Source organism: Streptomyces sp. NPDC003635 (assembly GCF_053587635.1).
The window spans coordinates 12100-38961 of sequence record NZ_JBSFOK010000003.1 but is presented as its reverse complement, the minus strand read 5'-3'; the positions used below and the strand labels follow the sequence as shown (position 1 = coordinate 38961).

At 69.6% G+C, this 26862-nt stretch carries 20 protein-coding genes; 9 read left to right on the top strand and 11 right to left on the bottom strand.

Annotation, left to right across the window (positions count from 1 at the left end):
• Positions 1-109: 109 nt before the first annotated feature.
• The 3 genes from ACWDRW_RS03875 to ACWDRW_RS03865 all read left to right on the top strand — a co-directional run bounded on the left by ACWDRW_RS03875 (position 110) and on the right by ACWDRW_RS03865 (position 2731).
• A complete protein-coding gene (locus ACWDRW_RS03875) occupies positions 110-748 on the top strand; it encodes a DUF6230 family protein (protein WP_451719662.1) in 639 nt (212 codons plus the stop codon).
• A 131-nt stretch (positions 749-879) separates the two neighbouring features.
• Positions 880-1446 carry a DUF6114 domain-containing protein gene (locus ACWDRW_RS03870; RefSeq protein WP_451719659.1) on the top strand — a complete coding sequence of 189 codons (567 nt, stop codon included), beginning with the start codon at positions 880-882 and terminating at the stop codon, positions 1444-1446.
• The gene (locus ACWDRW_RS03865) at positions 1436-2731 is read left to right on the top strand and encodes a hypothetical protein (protein WP_451719656.1); all 1296 of its coding nucleotides are present in this window, start codon (positions 1436-1438) and stop codon (positions 2729-2731) included. The genes ACWDRW_RS03870 and ACWDRW_RS03865 overlap by 11 nt, the downstream gene beginning before the upstream one ends.
• A 95-nt stretch (positions 2732-2826) precedes the next feature.
• On the opposite strand, the gene pyk is transcribed toward ACWDRW_RS03865, so the two are convergent.
• From pyk to pta, 3 genes are all read right to left on the bottom strand, one after another.
• Positions 2827-4257, bottom strand: coding sequence for a pyruvate kinase (gene pyk, locus ACWDRW_RS03860; RefSeq protein ID WP_451719653.1), 1431 nt, complete (start codon positions 4255-4257; stop codon positions 2827-2829).
• Between the two features lie 74 nt (positions 4258-4331).
• Positions 4332-5555 carry an acetate kinase gene (locus ACWDRW_RS03855; RefSeq protein WP_451719650.1) on the bottom strand — a complete coding sequence of 408 codons (1224 nt, stop codon included), beginning with the start codon at positions 5553-5555 and terminating at the stop codon, positions 4332-4334.
• Entirely contained in the window at positions 5552-7660 is a 2109-nt protein-coding gene (gene pta, locus ACWDRW_RS03850) for a phosphate acetyltransferase (RefSeq protein WP_451719648.1), read from the bottom strand. Before pta ends, ACWDRW_RS03855 begins: the two co-directional genes overlap by 4 nt.
• A 213-nt stretch (positions 7661-7873) precedes the next feature.
• Between pta and ACWDRW_RS03845 the strand changes: the two genes are divergently transcribed.
• A complete protein-coding gene (locus ACWDRW_RS03845) occupies positions 7874-8899 on the top strand; it encodes an ATP-dependent 6-phosphofructokinase (RefSeq protein ID WP_451719645.1) in 1026 nt (341 codons plus the stop codon).
• A 142-nt stretch (positions 8900-9041) separates the two neighbouring features.
• Positions 9042-10379, top strand: coding sequence for a DUF3500 domain-containing protein (locus tag ACWDRW_RS03840; protein WP_451719643.1), 1338 nt, complete (start codon positions 9042-9044; stop codon positions 10377-10379).
• Between the two features lie 57 nt (positions 10380-10436).
• Here the strand turns inward: ACWDRW_RS03840 and ACWDRW_RS03835 are convergent, their stop codons facing one another.
• Positions 10437-11162: a helix-turn-helix domain-containing protein gene (locus ACWDRW_RS03835; protein WP_451719640.1), complete on the bottom strand. Its 726-nt coding sequence runs from the start codon at positions 11160-11162 to the stop codon at positions 10437-10439.
• A 525-nt stretch (positions 11163-11687) separates the two neighbouring features.
• Here ACWDRW_RS03835 and ACWDRW_RS03830 point away from each other — a divergent pair.
• A complete protein-coding gene (locus ACWDRW_RS03830) occupies positions 11688-13778 on the top strand; it encodes an ATP-binding protein (protein ID WP_451719638.1) in 2091 nt (696 codons plus the stop codon).
• Here ACWDRW_RS03830 and ACWDRW_RS03825 read toward each other — a convergent pair.
• The 5 genes from ACWDRW_RS03825 to ACWDRW_RS03805 form a co-directional block, all read right to left on the bottom strand.
• Positions 13768-14595: a carbohydrate ABC transporter permease gene (locus tag ACWDRW_RS03825; RefSeq protein WP_451719635.1), complete on the bottom strand. Its 828-nt coding sequence runs from the start codon at positions 14593-14595 to the stop codon at positions 13768-13770. The two genes, ACWDRW_RS03830 and ACWDRW_RS03825, sit on opposite strands and share 11 nt — an antisense overlap.
• An 8-nt stretch (positions 14596-14603) precedes the next feature.
• Positions 14604-15476: a carbohydrate ABC transporter permease gene (locus ACWDRW_RS03820; protein ID WP_451719632.1), complete on the bottom strand. Its 873-nt coding sequence runs from the start codon at positions 15474-15476 to the stop codon at positions 14604-14606.
• 10 nt (positions 15477-15486) lie between these two features.
• Positions 15487-16842 (bottom strand): ABC transporter substrate-binding protein, encoded by a 1356-nt coding sequence (locus ACWDRW_RS03815; protein ID WP_451719629.1) that lies wholly within the window; start codon positions 16840-16842, stop codon positions 15487-15489.
• Positions 16843-16911: 69 nt separating this feature from the next.
• On the bottom strand, positions 16912-18849 hold the full coding sequence (locus tag ACWDRW_RS03810; RefSeq protein ID WP_451720349.1) for a tetratricopeptide repeat protein: 1938 nt from the start codon (positions 18847-18849) through the stop codon (positions 16912-16914).
• 82 nt (positions 18850-18931) lie between these two features.
• Positions 18932-19786 (bottom strand): 5'-methylthioadenosine/S-adenosylhomocysteine nucleosidase, encoded by an 855-nt coding sequence (locus ACWDRW_RS03805; protein ID WP_451719627.1) that lies wholly within the window; start codon positions 19784-19786, stop codon positions 18932-18934.
• A gap of 46 nt (positions 19787-19832) precedes the next feature.
• Between ACWDRW_RS03805 and ACWDRW_RS03800 the strand changes: the two genes are divergently transcribed.
• Positions 19833-20405 carry a hypothetical protein gene (locus ACWDRW_RS03800; protein WP_451719624.1) on the top strand — a complete coding sequence of 191 codons (573 nt, stop codon included), beginning with the start codon at positions 19833-19835 and terminating at the stop codon, positions 20403-20405.
• Between the two features lie 20 nt (positions 20406-20425).
• Entirely contained in the window at positions 20426-22873 is a 2448-nt protein-coding gene (locus ACWDRW_RS03795; protein WP_451719622.1) for a tetratricopeptide repeat protein, read from the top strand.
• Here the strand turns inward: ACWDRW_RS03795 and ACWDRW_RS03790 are convergent.
• Both ACWDRW_RS03790 and ACWDRW_RS03785 read right to left on the bottom strand, forming a co-directional pair.
• Positions 22843-23535: a response regulator gene (locus ACWDRW_RS03790; RefSeq protein ID WP_451719619.1), complete on the bottom strand. Its 693-nt coding sequence runs from the start codon at positions 23533-23535 to the stop codon at positions 22843-22845. The two genes, ACWDRW_RS03795 and ACWDRW_RS03790, sit on opposite strands and share 31 nt — an antisense overlap.
• Complete coding sequence (locus tag ACWDRW_RS03785; protein WP_451719616.1) at positions 23532-25190, bottom strand: ATP-binding protein; 1659 nt, start codon at positions 25188-25190, stop codon at positions 23532-23534. Before ACWDRW_RS03785 ends, ACWDRW_RS03790 begins: the two co-directional genes overlap by 4 nt.
• A 121-nt stretch (positions 25191-25311) precedes the next feature.
• Here ACWDRW_RS03785 and ACWDRW_RS03780 point away from each other — a divergent pair, with 121 nt between their 5' ends.
• Positions 25312-26715 (top strand): cation:dicarboxylate symporter family transporter, encoded by a 1404-nt coding sequence (locus ACWDRW_RS03780; RefSeq protein ID WP_451720347.1) that lies wholly within the window; start codon positions 25312-25314, stop codon positions 26713-26715.
• Positions 26716-26862: the final 147 nt, after the last annotated feature.

Below are 26862 nucleotides of genomic sequence, written 5' to 3'. Positions count from 1 at the left end.
GCGCTCTCCTTACCGAGGACGTAGCACTTCTCCCATCCCTGCCCGGCTGAGCCGTCGAGTCGAACAGGCCAGTCAGGGCCAGGAGATGTACGTCCGAGAAGGAGGAAATATGGAGTCCCAGGTGCGTGGCGGGACCAGATGGAAGCGGTTCGCCGTCGTGATGGTGCCCAGCGTGGCCGCCACGGCAGCGATAGGTGTCGCCCTCGCGCAGGGCGCTCTCGCCGCGTCGTTCAGCGTGTCGGGCCAGTCGTTCAAGGTGACGACCAAGCAGCTCGACGGTACGGGCTTCGCCCAGTACGGCGCCCTCGATGAGGGCTACACGCTCACCGGCAAGAAGACGGTTCACCCCGTCGCGGTCTCGGCGTTCAAGTCCGCGACCATCAACAGCCTGTGCCAGTCGGTTGTCACGCCTGACATCCCGCTGCTCGGGAGCGTCAGCCTCATCCTGCGAGCCGGCCAGGACCCGGACAAGCCGGTCGAGGCCGAGAACCTGTACATCGACGTCGCCGACCTCGAGGCCGATGCCACGTTCAAGGGCATCGACATCGGTGTGGCCGCCAAGGACGCCACCAAGGGTCCGGGCATGAAGGGCGGCAAGGAGCAGGCCAACCCGTTCGGGTTCGCCCAGCAGGCCGACTCGGTCGTCCTGAAGGACGTGAAGCAGACGGCGTGGGCGACCACCGCCGGAACCTTCAAGCTCAGCGGTCTGTCGATGAAGCTGTCGACGGGTGTCAAGGAGTGCTACTAAGCACTCGCTGACGGGCGGGGGAGCCGGTGGCGCCCCCGCCCGTCCACCGTACGGGCGTCCTCTTCACACGTCCGCACCCCGAGCATCACAACTCACCACCACAGCAACGCCGCAGCAGGGAGCTGTTTTCCATGAGCGCCGAGACTCCTGCCGTACCCGGCCGTGACGAGCACTACATCCGGGTCATCCGGCGGCACTTCCGCGCCTGGCGGGGCGAGAGGCCTTTCTGGGCCGGTCTGTTCGTCATCCTCGGCGGACTCCCGATCGCCTACTTCCCGTACGCGAACCTCCAGATCGGTCATCTGACGCTGGCGATGTCCACCACCGCGGGCGCCGGGTCCCTGATCATCGGTGTGCTGCTGGTCGTCCTCGGCATCAGCCTCTGGTTCCAGAAGCACGTACGCACCTTCGCGGGCGTCGCGGCGATCCTGCTGGCGCTGGTGTCCATCCCCGTGTCCAACCTCGGCGGCTTCCTGATCGGCTTCCTGTTCGCCCTCGTGGGCGGCGCGATGGCCGTCGCGTGGGCGCCCGGTGCGCCGACGCAGCCGCAGCCGGCGCAGGACGACACGGTCAAGCAGGGAGCCGCCCCCGAGGGCGCCGTCCCGGCGCAGACGGACACGGACCCGGTGGACGAGCCGAACGATCTGTCAGGAACGAGCCCGGCGAACGGGGCGAACGGGAGGCACAGTGCCGGCTGACGAGGTGACCCACGGGACTGACGTGGACGCGTCCCGTGCGAGAACCGGGCCGCGGCACGCGGCTCCCAAGAAGCCGCTGTTCACCAGGTTCCACGTGCCGGCCGGCAAGGCGATAGCCCTGGCGGCGATGCCGACCGCGGTCCTCATGGGGATGGGGTTCACGCCGACGCTCGCCAACGCGGAGGACCAGCCGGCCGCCAAGAGCCTGACGGCCGACGAGTACAAGGACTGCGTGGCCGCCCTGGAGGGCGAGTCCGCGTCCCCGTCGCCGTCCGCGAGCGAGAGCACCAGCGAGTCTCCCGCCGCCGAGGACACGGCCGAGCCGACCCCCACCCCGTCGGCCTCCGCGGGCGGTTCCTCTTCGCCGGATTCAGGTTCCGACGACGAGGCCGAGCCCACGGCGGCCCCGACCGAGAGCAAGACCACCGAGCCGCAGTCCGGCGCGGGCGAGGACACCGCCACGGCGTCCCCCTCGCCCTCGCCCTCGGAGTCCGACGGCACCGTGCTGGAGGACATCGGCAACGCCCTCGAGGACATCTTCACCGGCGGCGAGGACGAGACGGCGAGCGCGAGCCCGTCACCGTCGGCCACCCCGTCGGCCTCCGCCTCGCCGAGCGCCGAGGAGGAGACCGCCTCCGAGCCCGTCAAGGAGACCACCGACACGGTCTCCGACACGGTCGAGGACGCGGTGAAGGACACCACCGAGACGGTCGAGGACGCCGGTGAGGCGGTCGAGGAGACGGCGGAGGAGGCGGCCGACGAGGCCACCGCCACCCCGAGCCCGTCGGCGAGCGCCACCACCGACCCGGAGGACTGCCCGGTCGCCACGGACGACAAGGGCGGGGTCGACAACTCCGTCCCGCTGCCCGACGATCCGTGGTACCTGAACGCCAGCTCGCTGCTGCTCAAGGGCGCGGACTACCAGGGCATCGTCAAGGTGAAGACGGCCAACGGCACCACCAAGGAAGTGCTGAAGTACGTCATCTCCGACGGTACCGACATCGGCGATCTGCACCAGACGGTGAAGGACCCGCAGTCGGGCAAGACGTACCACGTGCAGGCCGGTTCGGGGACGACGTCCACGATCCGCGACGGCAAGACGATCATGTACACCGAGTCCATCTCCGGCAATCTGCTGGGGCTGATCCCGGTGACGTTCAGCCCGGAGAACCCGCCGCCGCTGAACATCCCGCTCATCTACTTCACCAAGGTGAAGGTCGTGCAGGCCGGCCAGTTCGGCGGCACCCTGCACGTGCCCGGGCTGCACCAGTTCATCACCGACTGACGCCCGCACAAGCCCGTTCGGGAGCCGCACAACGCCTGAGGGCGCCCCCTGGTCCAGGGGGCGCCCTCAGCGCCGTACGAGGCCCTTCGCGGGCGTCAGTTGTGGTGGTCGCCGCCCAGGTGGTGGACGCGGACCATGTTGGTGGTGCCGGGGACGCCGGGGGGCGAGCCGGCCGTGATGATGACGATGTCGCCGTCGTTGAACCGGCCCAGCTTGACCAGTTCGCCGTCCACCAGGTCGACCATCTCATCGGTGCTGTTCACGAACGGGACGACGTGCGACTCCACGCCCCAGCTGAGGGTGAGCTGGTTGCGGGTGGACTCGTCGGTGGTGAAGGCCAGGATCGGCTGGGCGACGCGGTAGCGGCACAGCCGGCGGGCGGTGTCACCGGACTTGGTGAAGGCGATCAGGCCCTTGCCGCCGAGGAAGTCGGCGATCTCGCAGGCCGCGCGGGCGACCGAACCGCCCTGCGTGCGCGGCTTCTTGCCCGGCACGAGCGGCTGCAGGCCCTTGGCGAGCAGCTCCTGCTCGGCCGCCTGGACGATCTTCGACATCGTCTTGACGGTCTCGATCGGGTACGCGCCCACGCTCGACTCGGCGGACAGCATCACCGCGTCGGCGCCGTCCAGGATCGCGTTGGCCACGTCGGAGGCCTCGGCGCGGGTCGGACGCGAGTTGGTGATCATCGACTCCATCATCTGGGTCGCCACGATCACCGGCTTGGCGTTGCGGCGGCACAGCTCGATGAGCCGCTTCTGCACCATGGGGACCTTCTCGAGCGGGTACTCGACGGCCAGGTCGCCACGCGCGACCATCACACCGTCGAACGCCATCACGACGTCCTCCATGTTGTTCACCGCCTGCGGCTTCTCCACCTTGGCGATGACCGGGACGCGGCGGCCGACCTCGTCCATGACCTTGTGCACGTCCTGGACGTCGTTGGCGTCCCGCACGAAGGACAGCGCGACCATGTCGCAGCCCATGCGCAGCGCGAACCGCAGGTCCTCGACGTCCTTCTCGGACAGGGCCGGCACGTTCACCGCCGCGCCGGGCAGGTTGATGCCCTTGTGGTCGGAGACGACACCGCCCTCGATGACGATGGTCTTGACCCGGGGGCCCTCGACGTCCAGGACCTTCAGCTCGACGTTTCCGTCGTTGATGAGGATCTGGTCGCCGCGCGAGACGTCGCCCGGCAGGCCCTTGTAGGTGGTCCCGCAGATCTGCTTGTCACCCGGGACGTCCTCGGTGGTGATGACGAACTCGTCACCACGCTCCAGCTCCACCGGGCCCTCGGCGAAGGTCTCCAGACGGATCTTGGGGCCCTGGAGATCGGCGAGGACACCGATGGCCCGGCCCGTCTCCTGAGCGGCGGCCCGGACGCGGTCGTACCGCCCCTGGTGCTCTTCGTGCGTGCCGTGGCTGAAGTTGAAACGGGCCACATTCATGCCCGCCTCGATCAGCGCGACGAGTTGTTCATGGGAGTCGACCGCGGGGCCGAGAGTACAGACGATTTTCGAACGGCGCATGGGGGCGATCCTATCGGTTTGTTTCGCTACGGAATATTCCGTCTGGCGGAAAATACAAAGGGGCGGGATGCCGCTCAGGTGAGGTTCCGTGAGCCTTTTACAAGCGCGTACGTCTGTGTGGCAATCTCCAGTTCCTCGTCGGTCGGCACCACGGCCACAGCTACCCGTGAGTACTCCGGCGAGATCAGCCGCGGTTCGTCACCGCGTACGGCGTTCAGCTCGCCGTCCACCGCCAGCCCCAGCTCCTCCAGGCCGGCGACCGCAGCTTCTCGCACCGGACTCGCGTTTTCCCCGACTCCCGCTGTGAAGGCGACCGCGTCCACCCGCCCGAGTACGGCGTAATAGGCGCCGATGTACTTCTTCAAGCGGTGAATGTAGATGTCGAAGGCGAGTTGCGCCTGTTCGTCACCTTCGTCTGTCCGGCGGCGGATCTCGCGCATGTCGTTGTCACCGCACAGGCCGATCAGTCCGCTCTTCTTGTTGAGAAGAGTGTCGATCTCGTCGGCGGACATTCCCCCAACGCGCATCAAATGGAAGATGACGGCCGGGTCCATGTCTCCCGAGCGGGTACCCATCACCAGCCCCTCCAAGGGCGTCAGTCCCATGGAGGTGTCCACGCACCGCCCGCCGCGCACGGCCGAGGCGGAGGCGCCGTTGCCGAGGTGCAGCACGATCACGTTCACCTCTTCCGGTGACTTGCCCAGCAGTTTCGCCGTCGCCCGGGAGACGTAGGCGTGCGAGGTGCCGTGGAAGCCGTAGCGGCGGATGCGGTGCGCGTCGGCGGTCTCGACGTCGATCGCGTAGCGGGCGGCCGACTCCGGCATCGTCGTGTGGAACGCGGTGTCGAACACGGCGACCTGCGGCAGATCGGGGCGCAGCGCCTGGGCGGTGCGGATGCCGGTGAGGTTCGCCGGGTTGTGCAGCGGGGCGACCGGGATCAGCCGCTCGATCTCGGCGAGCACGGCGTCGTCGATCACGGTCGGCTCGGTGAAGCGCCGGCCGCCGTGCACCACCCGGTGCCCGATCGCGGCCAGCTCCGGGGAGTCGAGCCCGAGACCGTCCCTGGACAGCTCCTCCGACACGGCCTTCAACGCGGCCTCGTGATCGGCGATCGGGCCGGTCCACTCCCGGGACTCGGCGTCCTTGGGGGAGTGCTTGAGCCGGGAGGTCTCCTCGCCGATGCGCTCGACGAGGCCCACCGCGAGCCGGCTGCCGTCGTTCATGTCGAGCAGCTGGTACTTCACGGACGACGAGCCGGAGTTGAGGACCAGGACGCGGGTGCCGCGGGACGAGCTCACTGCTGGGACGCCTTCTCTTCGGGGGACTGGGCCTGGATCGCCGTGATGGCGACGGTGTTGACGATGTCCTGCACCAGCGCGCCGCGGGACAGGTCGTTGACGGGCTTGCGCAGCCCCTGCAGCACCGGTCCGACGGCGATGGCGCCGGCCGAACGCTGGACGGCCTTGTAGGTGTTGTTGCCCGTGTTGAGGTCGGGAAAGATCAGAACCGTCGCCTGTCCCGCGACATCGGAGTCGGGCAGCTTCGTGGCCGCCACCGACGGCTCGACGGCCGCGTCGTACTGGATCGGGCCCTCGATCCGCAGATCGGGCCTGCGCTGCCGTACCAGCTCGGTCGCCTCGCGCACCTTGTCGACGTCGGCGCCGGACCCGGACGTGCCCGTGGAGTACGACAGCATCGCGATCCGCGGCTCCACGCCGAACTGGGAGGCGGTGGCGGCGGACTGGATGGCGATGTCGGCCAGCTGCTCCGCGTTCGGGTCCGGGTTCACCGCGCAGTCGCCGTAGACGAGGACCTTGTCGGCGAGGCACATGAAGAAGACGGACGAGACGATGGACGCTCCCCCGGAGGGGGGACCCCCCGGCCTGGTCTTGATGATCTCGAAGGCCGGGCGGATGGTCGCGGCCGTGGAGTGCACGGAGCCGGAGACCATGCCGTCGGCGAGGCCCTCCTGGACCATCAGGGTGCCGAAGTAGTTCACGTCCGAGACGACGTCGTAGGCCAGTTCCACGGTCACGCCCTTGTGGGCACGGAGGTCGGCGTACTTCTCGGCGAAGGAGTCGCGCAGCTCGGAGGTGGCCGGGTCGATGAGCTGGCAGCCGCCCAGGTCGATGCCGAGGTCGGCGGCCTTCTTGCGGATCCGGTCGACGTCACCGAGCAGCGTCAGATCGCACACCCCGCGCCGCAGCAGCACCTCGGCGGCGTGCAGCACCCGGGGTTCGGTGCCCTCGGGCAGGACGACCCGCCGCAGCTCGGAACGGGCCTGCTCCAGCAGCTTGTGCTCGAACATCATCGGCGTCACCCGGTCGCTGCTCGGGGCACTCACCCGCTTGACCAGGTCGCCGCTGTCGGCGTACCGCTCGAACAGGCCGAGCGCGGTCTCCGCCTTGCGCGGGGTCGCCGCGTTCAGCTTCCCCTCCAGGGAGAAGAGTTGCTCGGCGGTCGGGAAGCTGTTGCCGGACACCGAGAGCACCGGCGTGCCGGGGGCCAGCCGGGCGGCGAGGGTGAGGACGTCGTCGCTCGGCACCTCGTCGAGGGTGAGCAGCACCCCGGCGATCGGCGGAGTGCCGGCGCTGTGCGCGGCGAGCGCGCCGACGACCAGGTCGGCGCGGTCCCCCGGGGTCACCACCAGACAGCCCGGGGTCAGGGCGCCGAGGAAGTTCGGCAGCATCGCGCCGCCGAAGACGAAGTCCAGCGCGTCCCGGGCGAGCCCCGAGTCGTCGCCGAGGAGCACCCTCGCGCCGAGGGCGTGGGAGATCTGCGCGACCGTGGGCGCGGACAGGGCCGGCTCGTCGGGCAGCACGAAACACGGGACCGGCAGCCGTCCCGAGAGCCGCTCGGCGATGGCGTCGCGGTCCTCCCGGGCCACCCGGTTGGTCACCATGGCGAGGACGTCGCAGCCGAGGCCGTCGTAGGCGCGGTAGGCGTTGCGGGTCTCGGCGAGCACCGACTCGGCGGTCTGCCTGCGGCCGCCGACGACGGGTATGACGGAGGCCCCGAACTCGTTGGCGAGCCGCGCGTTGAGGGAGAGTTCCTCCGGGAACTGGGTGTCGGCGTAGTCGGTGCCGAGGACGAGGACGACGTCGTAGTCGCGGGCGACCAGATGGAAGCTGTCGACGAGGGTGGAGACCAGCTCGTCGGTGCCCCGCTCGGCCTGCAGCGCGGACGCCTCGTGGTAGTCCATGCCGTAGACCGTCGCCGGGTCCTGCGTCAGCCGGTAGCGGGCGCGCAGCAGATCGAACAGCCGGTCCGGCCCGTCGTGGACGAGAGGCCGGAACACACCCACCCGGTCGACCTGCCGGGTCAGGAGTTCCATGACCCCCAGTTCGACGACCTGGCGGCCGTCACCGCGGTCGATACCGGTCACGTACACGCTGCGCGTCACGCGTGGTCTCCCCTTCATCGAGTGAACGTCGTCGGGCGAACGTCGTCGGGCGAACGTCATAAAAATCGCCCACCGAGGTGAGCAGAACCCTCTTGACAATACCTCCGCCGCTAGATAAGGCGCCCGTCAGTTCGGGATGCGGCATCCCCCTCGGGGACGTGAAACAATCGGACTGGCTCACCGGTATCAACAGCGAGCAGGAGACACAGCACGATGCGTATCGGAGTTCTCACCGCAGGCGGCGACTGCCCCGGCCTGAACGCAGTGATCCGGTCGGTCGTGCACCGGGCCGTCGCGCAGTACGGGGACGAGGTCATCGGCTTCGAGGACGGGTACTCGGGCCTCCTGGAGGGCCGCTACCGCACCCTCGACCTGGACAGCGTCAGCGGCATCCTGGCCCGCGGCGGCACCATCCTCGGCTCTTCCCGCCTGGAGCGCGACCGGCTGCGCGAGGCCTGCGAGCGGGCCGGCGACATGGTCGAGGACTTCGGCATCGACGCGCTGATCCCGATCGGCGGCGAGGGCACGCTCACCGCGGCCCGGATGCTGTACGACGCGGGCCTGCCCGTGGTCGGCGTCCCCAAGACGATCGACAACGACATCTCCTCCACCGACCGCACCTTCGGCTTCGACACCGCGGTCGGCGTCGCGACGGAGGCGATGGACCGCCTCAAGACCACCGCCGAGTCCCACCAGCGCGTGATGGTCGTCGAGGTCATGGGCCGTCACGCGGGCTGGATCGCGCTGGAGTCCGGCATGGCCGCCGGCGCCCACGGCATCTGCCTGCCCGAGCGCCCGTTCGACCCGGCCGACCTGGTCAAGATGGTCGAGGAGCGCTTCGCCCGCGGCAAGAAGTTCGCCGTCATCTGCGTCGCCGAGGGCGCCCACCCCGCCGAGGGCACCATGGACTACGGCAAGGGCGAGATCGACCAGTACGGCCACGAGCGCTTCCGCGGCATCGGTACGGCCCTGGCGTTCGAGCTGGAGCGCCGGCTCGGCAAGGAGGCCAAGCCGGTCATCCTCGGCCACGTCCAGCGCGGTGGCGTGCCGACGGCGTACGACCGTGTCCTCGCCACCCGCTTCGGCTGGCACGCGGTGGAGGCGGCGCATCGGGGCGAGTTCGGCCGGATGACCGCGCTGCGCGGGACGGACGTCGTGATGGTGCCGCTGGCGGAAGCGGTGACCGAGCTGAAGACGGTGCCGAAGGATCGTATGGACGAGGCGGAGTCGGTCTTCTAGGTCGGGGGATTCCCGGTCTTCCAGGCCTGGGGGGTCCGGGCTCGGGTTTCCGGGCTCGGGGTTCGCGCCCAGGGGTTCGCGCCCAGGGTTCTCACAGGTCCGCCCCAGCAGCGCTTCAGGTGCGGGGCGGACCGTGGTGCGCATGCACGCATACGACCACGGGCACCGGCCCCGCACCCCCGAGACCGAGCGCACCCGCCGCTGGTTCATGAACAAGTCCCTGCTCGTCGGCGGCGCCGCGGCGGTGGCGACGATGACGGGTTGTTCGAGCGGTTCCTCCTCCGAGGCATCCTCGGAGGCCGCCTCCTCCGCCCCCGGCGGAATGCCCTCCGGCGGACCCGGCGCGGGCGGCGGCGGGGGCATGGGTCCCGGGGCCGTCCAGGTCAAGTACGCCGACGTCAAGGGCGTCACCACCGACGGCACGGTCGTCGAGGACCTGTTCTCGATCCACTCCACCGGCGTCTCCACGGACGCGCTGGTCAAGGCGGCGCAGGCGTTCCTCGACGGGCTCTCCACCAAGGAACGCCGGTCCTGCTCCTTCGACATCGACGCCGACGAGTGGACGGCGTGGAGCAACGTCGACGGCTACGAGCGCGAGGGCGTTCGGATGGGCGACCTGACGACCGAGCAGCGCGACCTCGGTTACGCGCTGCTCGGCACGGCCCTGTCGGCGGACGGCCTGAAGCAGACCCGCGGGATCATGAAGCTGAACGCGTTCCTGGGGGACTCGAGGGGCGGCGGTCAGGAGACCCTGACCGAGGGCCACTACTACTTCACCTTCATGAGCACCCCGTCGACGACCAAGCCGTGGGGCTTCCAGTTCGAGGGCCACCACGTCGCCATCAACTACTTCGTCCTGGGTGACCAGGTCGTCATGACCCCGACCTTCATGGGCTCGGAACCGACGTCGGCGACGTACCAGGGGGAGAGGATCACCCTGTTTCGCCCGGAGACGCAGGCGGGCCTGGCCCTGGTCCGCTCCCTGGACAAGACCCAGCGCTCCAAGGCGGTCTCGTCCCAGGCCAACGGCAACGAGGACATGAAGTCCGGAGCCGGCCAGGACAACCTGGAGCTCGCCTACGAGGGCGTCCCCGGCTCCGACCTCACCTCCGCGCAGCGGCAGAAGCTCCTCGACCTCGTCGGCGTGTACGTCGGATACGTCAGCGAGGGGCACGCCGAGGTCAGGATGACCGAGGTCGAGAAGCACCTGGACGACACGTACTTCTTCTGGATGGGGGAGACGAAGGACGACTCGGCCTTCTACTACCGGGTGCACAGCCCCGTGGTCCTGATCGAGTACGACGCGCAGGCGCCGCTGTTCTACAGCGAGGACGGGTCGACGAACTCCGGCGAGGGCGGCGGTATGGGCATGGGCGGCGGGGAGCCGAGCCAGCAGCACATCCACACCATGATCCGCACGCCGAACGGGGGCGACTACGGGGTGGACCTGCTCAAGCTGCACCTGGAGAACGACCACTGACGCCGATCGCCGGCGTGGACCACTGATATCGGCCGCTGACTGTGATCGCGGCGCGGATCACTGACCTCGGTCGCTGACCTTGGTCCAGAAGTGGTCCACGATCCGGTCGAGGAACTCGCGGCCCGACGCGCTGGATCCGCTGTCGCCGCCGCCCCAGCTGAGGGTGGCGACCATCTGGCCGTGGTAGTCCGCGTGCAGATCCTGGAGGGCGTCCTCCAGCAGCCTCCGGTCGAGGGGGGCGAGCTTGCCGATCGGGCGTACGTACGCCTGCCAGCGTGTCGTGACGGCACTGCGCAGGAGGTCGCCGAGCTTGCCGTCCCGGCCGGTGACGGTGACGAAGTCGGCCAGGGAGAGCCCGAGGAGATCGGCGAGGGCGGCGGACTGGCGGTCGGTGCCACGCCAGTCGTCGGTCTCCTCCATCCGGAGATAGGAGTGCAGCTCGTGCCCCACGGCACGGGCGACGTCCTCGGCGGCGAGCCCGCGGGACATGCGGTGCTCGCGCAGGGTCCGCGGACGGCCGAGCAGCTCACCGGGCGAGCACCACAGGACGCCCGCGAGGGCGGTGAGTTCGGGGTTGGAGGGGGAGGTGACCCCGCGTTCCCAGGCGACGACGAGGTCGGGGGTGACGTAGGGGAGTCCGTACGAGACGCGCATGCCGTAGGCGACATGCTCGGGGCCCATGTTCAGGGCGGCACGGAGTCTTCTGGCGGCGGGGGCGTTGAACGGGGGAGTCGAAGGGGAGGGCTGGTTCGGTTGAGCTGGGGGTCGGCGCACGGGCCACAAGCTAGGGGCGCCGGCGTGCGATGACTACGGGCTGTTCGGCCAGGATTACGGATTGTAGGAACGTACGGTTCCGGGCGTCGCGACTACGGTGGCCGAAGATTACCGGTTGGTCGGGTCGCGGAACGGTGAAGATCACGCCGGGGCGCCCGCGTGGACGCCTGGGCAAGGCGCCCCTCCGTGAACGGCAAGCTCAGCGGGCATATTCGCGAATGCCTCCCGGCCTCGAACCCCTGGCACCTCGCGACGGTCGGCCCCGACGGCGCACCCCGCGTCTCGCCCGTGCGGGCGGACATCGAAGACGAGTTCGTCATGGTCAACACGTCGACAGGCCTCGTGGAGGTGGACAGCCTGCGGCGCAATCCGTACGCATCCCTCCCCCACCATGCGGCTGACACCCCTACGACAGGGCCGAGATCCGGGGTACGTGGTCCGCTTCGCCGAGGGGGAGGCGGCGGATCGGGCGATGGACCGGCTGGTACCGCCAAGCGGGCCGGCCAGGGCGGGGGTTGGGCGTACCGTGCGGGTGTGGGAGGTGCGATGGGTGGTGGCGGAGACCATGTCGACTTTCGGGGCGGGGAGTTTCACGGGCCCGTCGTTGCCCAGGGGCACTTCTACCAGCAGGCGGCTGTTCCCACGGCACTGAGCGCGCTCCCCGCGAGGCCTGCCGGATTCACCGGGCGGGGCGAGGAGCTGGAGCGGTTGCTGCAGGCCTTCGACCCTTCCGGGCAGGGTGGGACGGAGACGGTCGTCGTTGCTGCCGTGTCCGGGCTCGGGGGCATCGGGAAGACCGCGCTGGCCGTGGAGGCCGCTCACGTCGCGTGCGGGCGGGGGTGGTTTCCGGGTGGGGTGCTCTTCCTGGACCTCGACGGGTACGGCGACGATCCCGTCACCGGGGAGCAGGCCCTGGAGGCACTGCTGCGGGCGCTCGGCGTGGAGCCGGAGCACATTCCGGTGCGGGCGGACGAGCGGGCGGCGCTGTATCGGTCGGTCCTGGCGGAGCGCGGGTCCGTGCTGGTGCTCGCCGACAACGCGTCTTCGGCGGAGCAGGTACGGCAGTTGACGCCGGGGGACGCGCGGCATCGGCTGCTGGTCACCTCGCGAAGCAAGCTTCCCCAACTCGGAGCCCGGCTGCTGGCATTGGGGGAGCTGCCGCCGGGAGAGGCGGTCGAGCTGCTCGATCGGGCGCTGCGGATCGCCGATCCGGGCGACGGGCGGGTCGGGGCGGAGGGGGAGGCGGCTGCACAGGTCGCCGCGCGCTGTGGGTGTTTGCCGCTGGGTCTGCAGATCGCGGCGGCGCTGCTGGTGCTGGACCGGGAGAAACCGGTGAGCGAACTTGCAGACACACTCGCCGCGTTGCGGCACCGGCTCGTTCACCTTGACGACGGAGAGCGTAGCGTCCGGGCTGCCTTCGACCTTTCGTATCGGACTCTGCCAGCGGATCAGGCCCGCGTGTTCCGACTGCTCGCGCTGGCGCCGGGAGCCGAGGTGACCAGCGAGGCGGTGACCGCGATGGCAGGGGAAGACATCCCGCTGAACCGGTCCCTGGATGCGTTGGCCCGTGCTCATCTCGTGGAGCGGGGGAGCGGGCGGGGACGGTGGCGGTTGCATGATCTTGTGCGGGTGTTCGGCGGAGACCTTGTTGGTCAACAGGAGGCTGAGGCAGCTCGGCTGAGGCTGCTGGAGTTCTATCACCGGTGGGCAACTGCGGCCGAACAGCGCCTGGAGTGGTTTCCGGGACAGCCGGAGCCGGAACGGTTCAGAGATCGGGCGGCTGCGTTCGAGTGGCTCGACGCGGAGCGGGAGGGGGCCGTGGCCGCCGTGCAATGGGCTGATGAGGCCTTGTGCCGGGACACCGCGGTGGCGTTGGCCGAACGGTTGGCGTCATACCTGAGCAGGCGGAGGTACTACGACGACTGGCTCACCGTCGCCCGTACCGCTCGCGAAGCGGCGCACCACTCGGGTGACCGGCTTGCCGAGGCGGGGGCTTGGGAGAGCCTGGGGAGTGGGTTACGTATGGCGGGACGGTGCGAAGAGGCTGTCGTCGCCCTTGACCGGGCCTGCGCCCTCTTCCGTGCGGGCGGTGACGCCGGTCGTGAGGTATCCGCGATGAACAAACTCGGCATCGCCCTCCATGTAGCGGGCCGAGTGGACGAGGCGATCGACGTTCACAGGGGTGACCTGATGCTGTTCCGGGCAGCGGGCGATCGGCGTGGCGAAGCCATCGCATGGATCAACCTCGGAGACTCGCTGGCGGAAGCGGGACTCCTGGACGATGCGATCCACGCTCAGACTCGCGCCTGTGAACTCCTGCAGATCGTCGGGGATCGCCACCACGAGGGCTATGCGTGGAGCTTCCTCGGCAGCGCGCTGCGACGGAAGGGGCATGGACGGCGGGCGATCGAGTCGTATCGGAAGTCTCTGGAGTTCTATGCGGAGTTCGAGGACTGGTACGCACAGGGCACGAGCCTGGAAGAGCTGGCTCTGGCCCACGACGATGCCGGGGAACCCTCCGAGGCGCGGTTGTGCCGCCTTCGAGCCGCAGATTCCTTCGCAAAGGCCGATGCACCAGACAGGGCAGCCGCGGCTCGTGCCGCGGCCGGAAACCTCACCCCTTGACCGCCCCACCCAGCGCGAACCCCCCGCCCAACCGCCGGGCCACCAGCACGTACAGCAGGATCACCGGTGTCGAGTAGATCACCGAGAAGGCGGCCAACTGCCCGTACACCACCGTCCCCCGGTTGCCGAAGAACTCGTTGATGCTCACCGCCGCCGGCATCTGGTCCGGGGTGAGGAGGAGCATAAAGGGGACGAAGAAGTTCCCCCACATCATCACGAACGAGAAGACGGTCACCACCGCGAGCCCCGGGCCCATGAGCGGGAGCACGATGCGGAGGAGGGACTGGAAGGAGTTCGCCCCGTCCGTCCAGGCCGCTTCCTCCAGTTCCTTCGGGACGCCGTCCATGAAGTTCTTCATCAGCCAGATGGCGAAGGGCAGTTGAGAGGCGGCGAAGAAGAAGATCGTGCCCTGCGTCGTGTCGATCAGGTTCACCCGGACGTACAACGCGTACACCGGGACCATGATCGCCGTGATCGGCAGGCAGGTGGCGAACAGGATCGTCAGGAGGAAGGGACGGTTCAGGCGGGAGCGGAAGCGGGACAGGGGGTACGCGGCGAGGGCCGCGCAGGCCACGGTCAGCGCGGTTCCGCCGCCGCACAGCAGCAAGCTGTTCAGCAACGGGGTGAAGGTGATGTCCTCCGTCAGTACCGCGTCGAAGTTGTCCCACGTCACCCCGTCCGGCACCTTCACCGTCAGGTCGGCCCGCGGGTCCAGCGACGACAGGACCACCCACGCCAGGGGCAGCACGAAGGCCGCCGACACCGCCAACAGGCCCGCGTCGGCGGCCAGTCGGCGAGTTGTTCTGCGGGATCGCATGGCGCGCCCTACACCTCCGTCCGCAGCAGCCGCAGATACACCACCGAGAAGAGCGAGCCCACGACCAGCAACAGCAGCGCCACCGCGGTGCCGTAGCCGATCATGCTCTTCTGGAACGCCTCCTCGTACATGAAGAGGGGCAGGGTCTGGCTCTTTCCGGCCGGGCCGCCCCTCGTCATCACCCAGATCAGGCCGAAGACGGAGAGGGTCTGGAGCGTGATCAGCATCAGGTTCGTGCCGATGGAACGGCGGATCATCGGCAGCGTGATGTGCCAGAGGCGGCGCCAGCCGCCCGCGCCGTCGACCTCCGCCGCCTCCGTGATCTCCTTCGGGATCTCGCTCAGGGCGGCCGCGTAGACCAGCATCGAGAACGCCGTGCCCCGCCACACGTTCGCGAACGACACCGCCAGGATCGGGAGCGTGAACAGCCAGTCCTGGGTGGGGAGATGGAGCCAGTCCAGGATGGCGTTCAGGGTGCCTTCGCGGCGGAAGAAGGCGTAGAGCAGGAAGCCGGCCACGACCTCCGGGAGGACCCAGGCCGCGATCACGATCCCGCCGGTGAGCGTGCGGATCGGCTTGGAGGCGCGTCGCATCAGGGCCGCCAGGGCCAGGCCCAGGGTGTTCTGGCCGATCAGCGCCGATACGACGGTGAAGACGAGCGTCAGCCATACGGCGTTCAGGAACGCCTCGTCCTCGAACGCCGTACGGAAGTTCTCGAACCCGACGAACGACTCCTCGGCCTGGCCGGTGAGCTGGAGGTCGGTGAAGGCGATCCAGGCGCAGTAGGCGATCGGGCCGGCGAGGAAGAGGAGGAGAAGGACGAGGGCGGGGGTGAGGGGCAGCGCGCGGGGGAGGGCGCGGGTGAGCGTCCGCGGCCTCATGCGCGACGGCTCATTTCTCGATCACCTGGTCGTCGGTCGCGCTCTTCAGCTCCTCGTCGTAGTGCGCCGCCGCCTCCTCCACCGACGCGTCCCCTGTCGTCACGCTCTCCATCGCCTCCTGGATGGCGGTGGAGACCTTCGGGTACGCCGGGTACGCCGGGCGGTAGTGGGTGCTCGCCACCAGGTCCGTGAAGAACTTGATGCCGGGCTGGGCGTCGGCGTACGCGGGATCGTTCGCCACGTCCTCGCGGACCGCGATGCCGGAGTTGGCGATGTACCACTTCTGGGCGTTCGCCTTGGTCTGCATCGTCTTGATGAAGTCGAAGGCGAGGTCGGGGTTGGCGGCCTTGGCGGGGATCGCCCAGGTCCAGCCCCCGGACATGCTCACCTTGCCGGGCGCCTGGCCGTGCTGGGTCGGCATGGCGGCGAGGCCGAGCTTCTCGGACCACTCGGGCCATTCGTGGCCGCTGCCCTCCAGCCAGTCCTGCGGGAGCCAGGAGCCGTCGAGGTCGATGCCGAGTTTGCCCTGGGGGAGGAGCTCACCGCGGACGCGGGTGCCGAAGTTGGGGTCGAGGGCGTCGGCGACGTCGGGGCCGAGTTTTTCCCTGTACACGGTCTCGACGAAGGCGAGGGAGTCCTTGAAGCCCTGGCTTCCGGCGATCCACTTCTTCGACCGGTCGTCGTAGAGACGGTCCTCGGTGCCGTAGAGGAGCATCTCGAAGCCCTGCATGGTGGCCGCCTCGCCGGCCGGTTTGCCCGTGTAGACATTGATCGGCGTGACGTCCGGGACCTTCTCCTTGATGGTCCGGGCCGCTTCGAGGACGTCGTCCCACGTCTTGGGCTGCCAGGTGGCGGGGAGGCCGGCCTTCTCGAAGACGGCCTTGTCGTACCAGAGCCCGCGGGTGTCGGTGCCGTCCGGGACGCCGTACGTCTTGCCGTCCTCGCCCTTGGCCGCGGCCTTCGCGGTGTCGATGAACCGGTCCCAGTCGTCCCATTCAGCGAGGTAGTCGTCGAGGGGTTTCAAGTAGCCGCTGGTGATGTCGGAGTTGATGAGGAAGGTGTCCTCGTAGACCAGGTCCGGGGCGGTCTTGGGGGAGCGGAGCATCTGCTGGAGCTTGGTGTAGTACTCCGAGTCCGGGGCCTTGATGGGGATGAACTCGACCTTCTTGCCGGGGTACTTGTCCTCGAACTGCTTCTTGATGTCCCCGAGGAAGTTGTCCATCACCTTGATGTTGTTGTCCGTCGACTGCTTGAAGGAGACCTTCACGGTGTCCGGATCGTCTCCGGAACCGCCGCCGCACGCGGTGAGGGTCGTGGCGGCGAGGACGGTGGCGAGGAGTAAGGCGGCGGTGGGGCGCACGGGCATGACCTCCTGCGAACTCACTTCGTGGTGGCGCGGGGGTGGCTGCCGTGTGAACGTAGGTGGGGTGGTCTGTCAGGTCAATGCGTCTGCGGAGGATTGGGCTTCGGCTGCTTCTGTGGGGGCGTTGGCTTTGGTGTAGGCGTCGGCTGCCTGGAGGTAGTGCGTGCGGGCTTCGACGGTGTGATGAGTGTCCTCGTAGGCAAAGGCCAGGTTGAACAGAGTTTGGCCTTCCCCGTACCAGTCCTCCACCTCGCGGCAGATCTCCAGGTCCTTGCCAAACGCCTCGACCGCCTCGTCGAACCGGCCTGCCCGCCGCAGGGAGATGCCGAGGTTGTGCCATGCCGTCCCTTCGCGGTGACGGTCGCGGGCGGTCTGGTGCAGGTCGAGGGCGCGCGAGAGGGCGTCGATCGCGTCATCCGTCCGGTCTGCATCCTGAAGCGCAATGCCGAGGTTGTTCCACGCGGCGCCTTCTTGATTGCCACGCCCGATCTCCTGGTACAGATCGATGGAGCGTGTGTGGGCCTCGATCGCCTCCTCGACTTGGCCTGCCGCGCGCAGGGCGATGCCGAGGTTGTGCCACGCGTCGGCCTCGCCGTGGCGGTCCTCGATGGCCTGTGACAGGCCGCGGGCGTGGGTGTGGGCCTCCCTGGCCGAGTCGACCCGGCCCACCAGCCTTAGGGCGAAGCCGAGGCTGTTCCACGCTTCCGCCTCAGTCCGGGGGTCCTTGGTGCGGTGTGCGGCCTCCTGCGCGGCACGCGCCACGGTGATCCAGTCGGCGAAGTGCCTCCGCCATTCGAGAAACGCCTCCAGGCGCAGGGCCAGGCGCATCGCCGCATCCGCATGCCGTTCCTCCGCCGCCCATTGGGCCGCCGCCACCAGCGCCGTCTGCTCCGAGTCCAGCCAAGCCAGCGCCTGCGCTCGATCAGCGAACCGCTCCGGCTCCGGCCTCCCCGGCAACCACCGCAACCGGTCCTCCGCCGCGTCCGCCCACCGCAGATAGAACTCCAGCAACCGCCCCCGCCCCGCCTCCCCTTCTTCCTCCGACACCACCCCGACCCCGAACGCCCGCACCAGGTCATGCACCCGCCACCGCTCACCCGAATGCACGGGAGAGACCAGTGATGCCGCCGCCAGATCCTCCAGCAGCCGCACCACCACCCCCTCCTCACGATCTGCCAGCGCGGCCAACGCCTCCGTCCCGCAATCCGCCCCGGGCGCGAGGCACAGCAGCCGCAGCAATCGAGCCTGCTCCGCACCCAGTCGGCGGTACGACGTTTCCAGCACCGGACGCAGAACCAGTGACCGCCCGTACAGATCCGTACCAGGGCTGCCGTTGTCGAGAACGGCAGCCGGGTCCCCGGCGTCTTGGATCTCGGTCACCAGTCCGGCGATGGAGCGGAGCCTGCGTCTGCGCAGCATCGCCGCAGCGATCTGAAGAGCGAGTGGCAAATGGCCGCACAGGGACGCCAGCTCGTGCAGGGCCTCCGGCTCCCGCGCCGGCCGGTCGTCCCGTTCGTCCGCCTCGTGCAGAGCCCGCTTCACCAGAGCCACGGACTCCTCCGGATCCAGGGTCTCCAGGTCGATCAGGCGTACCGGAAGGGAGTCCGGCCGGTCCCGCGACGTGATCAGGACCCGGTGCTGGTCGGTCCCCGGCAGCAGTTCAAGGAACTGCGCCGGATCCGACGCGTTGTCGAGGATCAGCAGCGTCCGATCACGCCGCTCGGTGAGCAGGACGCGGTACACGTCGTACTGCCGGGCCGCCGTGGACGGCAGTTCGGGCCCCTGTACGCCTAGTGCGTCCAGCAGCGCCAGCACTGCCTGGTCGGCGGTGACCGGGTTGTCGTCGTACCCGCGAAGGTCCACGAACAGCGTGCCGCCGGGGAACCAGCCCCGCCCGCGGCCCCGATGCGCAGCCTCCACCACCAGCGCCGTCTTCCCGATGCCGCCCATCCCGGTCACGGCGAAGATCAGTACCGCCTCGCCGGTGGCCTCCGGCGCCAGTTGCCCCAGCAACCGTTCCAGCTCCGCCGTACGCCCAGTGAATCCCCGTGGCCTCGGCGGCAGCGTCGCCGTGGCCCGCGGCACCGGGCCCCTACCCCTCCCGGTCGACCCGCTTGCCGACAACAGGCCCGTTGAAGACCCCGCCCCGGAAGTCGATGTGGTCGCCACCGTATTGGGGCCCCTCCTGGGAGTCGGAGGGCGAGCCGCTGCCCCCGCCACCACGCGGCCGGTGCTTCCGCAGCACCCCCACCGCGACCTCCGCAGCCCGCGCCGCTGCCCGCTTCTGCGAGCCCCCCTTGTCCGCCTTGGCCTTCCCGGGGTTGGCACGGTCGCTGATGCCGCGGATCACCAGTGCGTCCAACTGCCCGCTCACATGCGCCGCATGAACGGCCCCCGCGCCCTCCATCTCGATGGCGTTCGCGTCGTTGTAGTTGCGTCTGATGAACTCGGCGAACGCCGACCTGTCGTCCGTCAGGACGACATCCCCGCACGCGATCGGCTTCAGATGACCCCGCACCCCGTCCAGACCCCGAAGCGCCGAACGCGCCGCCTGCACCAGCCGGTTCGAGCCGTGCCAGACCTCCGGGCGGGCCTGGAAACCGTCCTGTGTCACCTTGCCGCCCTGGACCGCGTACACCTTCGTGCCGACGACGACGTGACCGATCGCCACGTCGTCCTTCAACGACCCGGCCACGCCCACGAACAGCACCGCCTCGGGGCGCAGCCAGCCGATGATCTGGGTCGTCAGGGCGGACGCGTTCACCGCGCCCTCGCCGAGCTCCGCGACAGCCAGTCGCCAGTCCGTGCCCGTGAGCGGACCGACCTCCACGCGCATGCCGTCCTCGTGGACCAACTCCTCGACGTCATTGCCGAGATGGGCTCGTACGGCGTCGTACTCGACGGGCAGCGCGGTCACGACGACGACGGTGTGTGAAGTCTGCGGCACGCATTTAAGGTACTGCCAAGCACGCGCACCGGGGGAAGGAAACAACGTGGCGGAGCCCGACGTCACCATCGGCCAGCTGCTCCTCACCGAGTACCAGACCGTCAAGGACGAGCAGAAGACCCGTATCGGCTTCCGCGACAACCTCCTCTACGTCACCCTCACCGTCGTCGCCGCCGTCATCGCCGCGGCGGCCCAGGCCGAGCAGGCGTCGATGCTGCTGGCGCTGCCGCCCGTGTGTGTCGTTCTCGGGTGGACGTACCTGGTCAACGACGAGAAGATCTCGGCGATCGGGCGTTATGTGCGGGGGGAGTTGGGGCCTCGGCTCGCCCGACTCGCCCAGCCCGGCGAGGGGGATTTCGTCGCCTTCGGGTGGGAGCAGGCCCATCGCGGCGACGCGCGCCGCAAGTCCCGTAAGGCGATACAGGGAGCCGTGGATCTCACGGCGTTCTGCGTCGTACCGCTCGCCGCGCTCGTCGTGTTCTGGGCGGCCGGCGAGGGCGGGGGACTGCTCGTCACGCTGTCCGTGCTGGAGGCCCTCGCCGTGATCGGGCTCGGCGCGCAGATCGTGCTGTACGCGCGGCCGGAGCGGGCGGCGGGCGCGGGGACAACTGCCCCGTGAGGTCGTACCGTTGACCGCACGTGAGGATCGGGGGACAGGGCGAGCAGATGAGAGCGGCGCTATTGGCGGCCCTGGCGGAGGGCGCGGGCGGGGAGGCCGGACGGCGGGTTCTGGACGACCTTGCGGTGGTGCTCGGTCTGGATCCGGGGGCTTCCGCGCAGGTTCTCGCCGAGGCGGCGGAGCGGCCGGGGCGGCAGGAGGCCGTTCGGGGCTGGGGCGAGCGGGTGGCCGAGCTGCTGGGCGGGGATGAGCGGGTCGCCGTCGCCGTCAAGGACGCCATGGAGCGGCATGCGCCGGGTAGTGGGGTCGCCTGGTACGACGGGGATCACAGCGACTTCCGGGGCGGGGTGTTTCTGCGGGAGGTCGTCGGCGTTCAGGTCGTCGTGCAGCAGAGCGGGGCCGCCGCGCCGGAGGCCATGGCTTCGCTGCCGCCTCGGCCTGGGGGCTTCACCGGGCGGAGCGGGGAGACGGAGGCGCTGTTGCAGGCGCTGGATCCGGTTGCGGAGCCCCGGTCACCGGACCACGCGGCCGTCCTCGTGGCCGCCGTCTCCGGGCTCGGTGGAGTCGGCAAGACGGCCCTCGCCGTCGAGAGCGCCCACCTCGCCTGCGGGAAGGGGTGGTTCACCGGTGGCGTTCTCTTCGTGGACCTCCATGGGTACGACGAGGAACCGGTCACCGCCGACCAGGCGCTCCAGTCCCTGCTGCGGGCCCTGGGCGTACCGCCGGAGCAGATTCCCGCCACTGCCGACGACCGTGCCGCTCTCTACCGCTCCGTGCTTGCCGAGCGTGCTCGGGAACACGGACCGGTGCTGATCCTCGCCGACAACGCGTCGTCGCCCGATCAGGTACGGCCGCTGCTGCCGGGGGACACCCGGCATCGCGTGTTGGTCACCTCGCGCGACCGGCTGGCTCAACTCGGCGCCCGGCTGGTGCCCTTGGAGCAGCTCACGCCGCAGGCCGCGTACGAGCTGCTTGACCTCGCTCTCCGGATCGCCGCCCCGGACGACAACCGCGTGGCGGTCGACGCGGACAAGGCAGCGCAACTGGCCTCCCTGTGCGGCCATCTGCCGCTGGCCCTCCAGATCGCGGCCGCGCTGCTGGCGGAGGATCCCGGCATGCCGGTGGCGGAACTCGTCGACGAACTCACCGAGTCGCACGATCGGCTCGGCCACCTCGACGACGGTGACCGCAGTGTGCGGGCGGCCTTCGACCTCTCGTACCGCCGCCTGCCGACAGGTCAGGCTCGTCTGCTCCGTCTGCTCGCCCTCGCACCGGGGCCCGAAGTGAGCAACGAGGTCGCCGCCGCGTTGATCGGCGCCGACACTCCTCCGCTCCGGGACCTGAAGGAACTGGCCCGCGCACACCTTGTCGAGCGGGGGAGTGGGCGCGGGTGGTGGCGGTTGCATGACCTGGTGCGGGCGTACGGGGCGGGGGTGGTTGCGGGGGACGCGGGGTTGCGAGAAGAGGGCGAGGCCGCGCGGGAGCGGGTGCTGGATCTCTACCTGCGTTGGGCGGATGCCGCGGACGACCGGTTGCGGTGGCTTCCGGGGGACGCCGAGCCGGAGCGGTTCGCCGATCGCGAGCAGGCGTTGACGTGGTTCGACGGAGAACGGGCGGGGCTGGTGGGGGCCGTGTCGTGGGCGCGGGAGGAGCGCTTTGCGGATGCGGCGGTGAGGCTGGCCGAGTGTCTGGCGGTCTACGTCGAGTGGCGGCGGCACTTCGACGACGGTGTCTCGGTCGCCGGTGTCGCGCGGGAGGCTGCCCGCCGCGCCGGGGACCATCGACGTGAGGCCGTCGCGTGCAACAGCCATGGCAATGCCCTGGAAGAGGTGGGCCGGCTGGAGGAGGCGATCGAGGCGCACACCCATGCCCGCGACCTCTGCCACAGCAACGGCGACCGTTACGGCGAGGCCGTGGCGTGGAACAACCTTGGACTCGCGCTGCGCAACGGCGGCCGGGTGGAAGACGCGATCAGGGCGCACACCCATGCCCGCGACCTGTTCCAGGCCGTCGGAGAGCGCCTGTGCGAGCCCATGGCATGGAACAACCTCGGCATCGCCTTGCAGGCGGATGGACAGGTGGCGGAGGCGATCAAGGCGCACATTCGTGCCCGTGACCTGTACCAGGCCATCGGTGACCGGCACCGCGAGGCCACCGCATGGAACAACGTGGGTATCGCGCTACGGAAGGCGGGCCGGGCGGAGGAAGCGAGCGAGGCCCATGGCAGGGCCTTGCGGATCTACCAGGAGTTCGGGGACTGGTATCGAGCAGGCACGGCCCTGCAGAACCTGGCCCTCGTCCATGAGACAGGCGGCCGCCTCACCGAGGCCCGTGACCACCTCCGCCAGGCCGCCGACGCCTACGCCCGAGCCAACGCCCACACCGAAGCCGCCAAGGCCCGCACCTGGGCCGCCGACCTCCCGACCGCGCCCCTTGTCTACGCGCCCCCACCCCGAACCCACCGATAAACCAACTCAGGCCTCCCCACCTGCCCATACAACGGACTGCGCCCCGCCCTCCCCGCATCGACCAGATGCTCCAGGTACCGCCGAGCCGTGATCCGGGAGATCCCCACCGCCTCGGCCACCCCCGCCGCGGTCAGGCCCTCCCCGCAGTCCCGCAGCGCCACGGTCACCCGCTCCAGAGTCGGCGCGCTCAACCCCTTGGGCAGCGCCGCGGGCGATGGTGCCCGAAGGGCGGCCAGGGCCCGGTCCACCTCGTCCTGCCCGCTCGCCTCACCCGCGGCACCCCTGAACTCCGCGTACCGCACGAGCCGGTCTCGCAGCGTCGCGAAGGTGAACGGCTTCAGCACGTACTGCACGACCCCCAGCGAGACCCCCTCCCGCACCACCGCCAGATCCCGCGCCGACGTCACGGCGATGACGTCCGCGTGGTACCCGGCGGCCCGCAAGGACCGCGCCAGTTGCAACCCGTGCCCGTCCGGCAGATGCAGATCCAGCAACAGCAGATCCACCGCCGTACGCTCCAGCATCCGCCGCGCATCCGCCCCCGTGTGCGCCTTGCCGACCGCGACGAACCCCGGCACCCGCCCCACGTACATCACATGCGCGTCCGCGGCGACGGGATCGTCCTCCACGACCAGAACACGGATCGGATTCTCGCTGCTCATACGGCGCCTCCAGAGACAGTGCCCCCAGAAGCTACGCCCTCACTCACCCGCACGGCTCCCGTCCCCAACGGCAACCGCACCTCGAACTCCGCCCCGCCCCCCTCGGCCTCCGCCACCGTCAGCCCCCCGTCATGCCGCCCCACCGCCTGCCGTACCAGAGCCAGTCCCAGGCCCCGCCCACCGGGTTCCGCCGCCGGCTTCGTGGAGAAGCCCCGTACGAATACCTCCTCCGTGTGCGCCGGGTCCAGCCCCGCCCCCGTGTCCGACACCCGCAGGACCAGGTCCGAACCTGCCGTGTACGCCGTCACCGTCACCCGCGCCCGCACACTTCCCTGCGCCGCGTCGACCGCGTTGTCGATGAGGTTGCCGAGGATGGTCACCAGGTCACGGGCCGGAAGCGTCGGCGGCAGCAAGCCGTCGTCCAGGCGGCTGTCCTCCGACACCACCAGCTCCACACCCCGCTCGTTCGCCTGCGCGGTCTTCCCCAGCAGCAGAGCCGCCAGCACCGGCTCACCCACGGCCGCCACCACCTGATCCGTCAGCGCCTGGGCCAGTTCCAGCTCCGCCGTGGCGAAGTCCACCGCCTCCTCGGAGCGACCCAGTTCGATCAGGGACACCACCGTGTGCAGACGGTTGGCCGCCTCGTGCGCCTGGGAGCGCAGCGCCTGCGTGAAGCCGCGCTCCGAGTCCAACTCGCCCATCAACGACTGGAGTTCGGTGACGTCGCGCAAGGTCACGACCGTGCCGCGGCGCTCGCCGCCCGACACTGGTGACGTGTTCACCACCAGCACCCGGTCCGCCGTCAGGTGCACCTCGTCCACCCGGGGTTCGGAGGACAGCAGCGCGCCGGTGAGGGACGGCGGCAGGCCGAGGTCGGCGACCGACGTGCCCACCGCCTCCTCCTCCGACAGGCCGAGCAGCTCACGGCCACCGTCGTTGATCAGCGCCACCCGGTAGCGGCCGTCCAGCATCAGCAGGCCCTCGCGCACGGCGTGCAGCGCGGCCTGGTGGTAGTCGTGCATCCGGCTCAGCTCGGCCGCGTTCATACCGTGGGTGTGACGGCGCAGGCGGGCGTTGATGACGTAGGTGCCCACCGCGCCGAGCGCGAGCGTGCCGCCCGCCACGCCGATCATCGCCGTCAGCTGATCCTGGACCCGTTGGCTGATCGCCTCGACCTTGATGCCCGCGCTGACCAGGCCGACGATCTTCCCGCCGGACCAGATGGGCGTGACCGCCCGGACGGACGGCCCGAGCGTGCCGGTGTACGTCTCGGTGAAGGACTCGCCCTTCAGCGCCGGCTCGATGTGACCGATGAAGCGCTGGCCGATCTCCGCGGGGTCGGGGTGGGTCCAGCGGATGCCCTGCGGATTCATGATCGTGACGAAGTCGACCCCGGTGTCCTGCTGGACATGGAGGGCGTACGGCTGGAGCGAGGACGTGGGGTCGTCGGTGCCGATGGCCTGCCGTACCGAAGGGGAGTCCGCTATCGAGCGGGCCACGGCCAGCGCCTGGCGGCCCGCCGCGTCCTCGGCCTGGCTGCGGTCGCTGACGTACGTGAACAGCGCGTACCCGGCGACGAGCACCGCGATCAGCACGGCCTGCATGGCGAAGAGCTGGCCGGCCAGGCTGCGGGGTCGGGGGAGGGGGATGCGCATGCCGTCAGTGTGCATCCCACGTCGAGCGTGAACTAAATGAACGGAAGCGTGACCGCCCTCACAGGGCGGGAGATAGTCACGGCATTCCTCAAAACCCCCGGACGTGAGCCGCACGCCGGTGATGCCGACGAAGACGTCAAGGAGGGCAGCCGTGGCCGCCAGTACCCCCGTAACGGCACCCGCAGCCAAAAGGGACCGCACGCACTATCTCTACATCGCGGTGATCGTCGCGGTCGCCCTCGGCATCGCCGTCGGTCTGGCCGCGCCCGACTTCGCGGTCGAGCTGAAGCCGATCGGGACCGGCTTCGTGAACCTGATCAAGATGATGATCTCGCCGATCATCTTCTGCACGATCGTGCTGGGCATCGGCTCGGTACGCAAGGCCGCCAAGGTCGGTGCCGTCGGCGGTATCGCCCTGGTCTACTTCCTGGTCATGTCGCTGGTCGCCCTCGGGATCGGCCTGGTCGTCGGCAACATCCTCGACCCGGGCTCCAGCCTCGCGGTGACCGACGCGGTCAAGGAGGCCGGGCACGCGCAGGTCGACGCCGAGGCCAAGGACACCACCGAGTTCCTGCTCGGCATCATCCCCACCACGATCGTCTCCGCCTTCACCGAGGGCGAGGTCCTGCAGACCCTGCTCGTCGCGCTGCTCGCCGGTTTCGCGCTCCAGGCCATGGGCTCGGCGGGACAGCCGATCCTGCGCGGTGTGGAGCACATCCAGCGGCTGGTCTTCCGTATCCTCGCGATGGTCATGTGGGCCGCGCCGATCGGTGCCTTCGGCGCCATCGCCGCCGTCACCGGTTCCGCGGGTCTGGACGCGCTGAAGAGCCTCGCGGTCCTGATGCTGGGCTTCTACGTCACGTGCGTGCTGTTCGTCTTCCTGGTGCTCGGCGCGCTGCTGCGGGTGGTCGCGGGCCTGAACATCCTCTCCCTCTTCAAGTACCTGGGCCGTGAGTTCCTGCTGATCCTGTCGACGTCGTCGTCCGAGTCCGCGCTGCCGCGGCTCATCGCGAAGATGGAGCACCTCGGTGTCAGCAAGCCGGTGGTCGGCATCACCGTCCCGACCGGCTACTCCTTCAACCTCGACGGCACGATGATCTACATGACCATGGCCTCGCTGTTCATCGCGGACGCCATGGGGACGCCGATGTCCATCGGTGAGCAGATTCCGCTGCTGCTGTTCCTGCTGGTGGCCTCGAAGGGCGCGGCGGGTGTGACCGGTGCGGGTCTGGCGACGCTGGCCGGCGGTCTTCAGTCGCACAAGCCGGCGCTGGTGGACGGCATCGGTCTCGTCGTCGGCATCGACCGCTTCATGAGCGAGGCGCGGGCCCTGACGAACTTCGCGGGCAACGCGGTGGCGACGGTGCTGATCGGCACCTGGACCAAGGAGATCGACCGCGGGCGGGTGGACCAGGTGCTGGCCGGTCAGCTCCCGTTCGACGAGAAGACGCTGCTGGACGACGGGGACGAGGTTCCGGCGGAGGTTCCGGAGCAGGGCGGCGAGAAGGAACTGGCGAAGGCGTAGCCCCGCGGGCCCTTCCGGGCCCGCCGCCCCGAGAGAACACCCGAGCGGTCAGGCACTCCCCCCATTGGCCTGACCGCTCGGGCTTTTCCGCGTTCGCGCGGTCGCCTGCACAGAATCACGGTCGCGTGCACAGGATCGCAGTCGCGT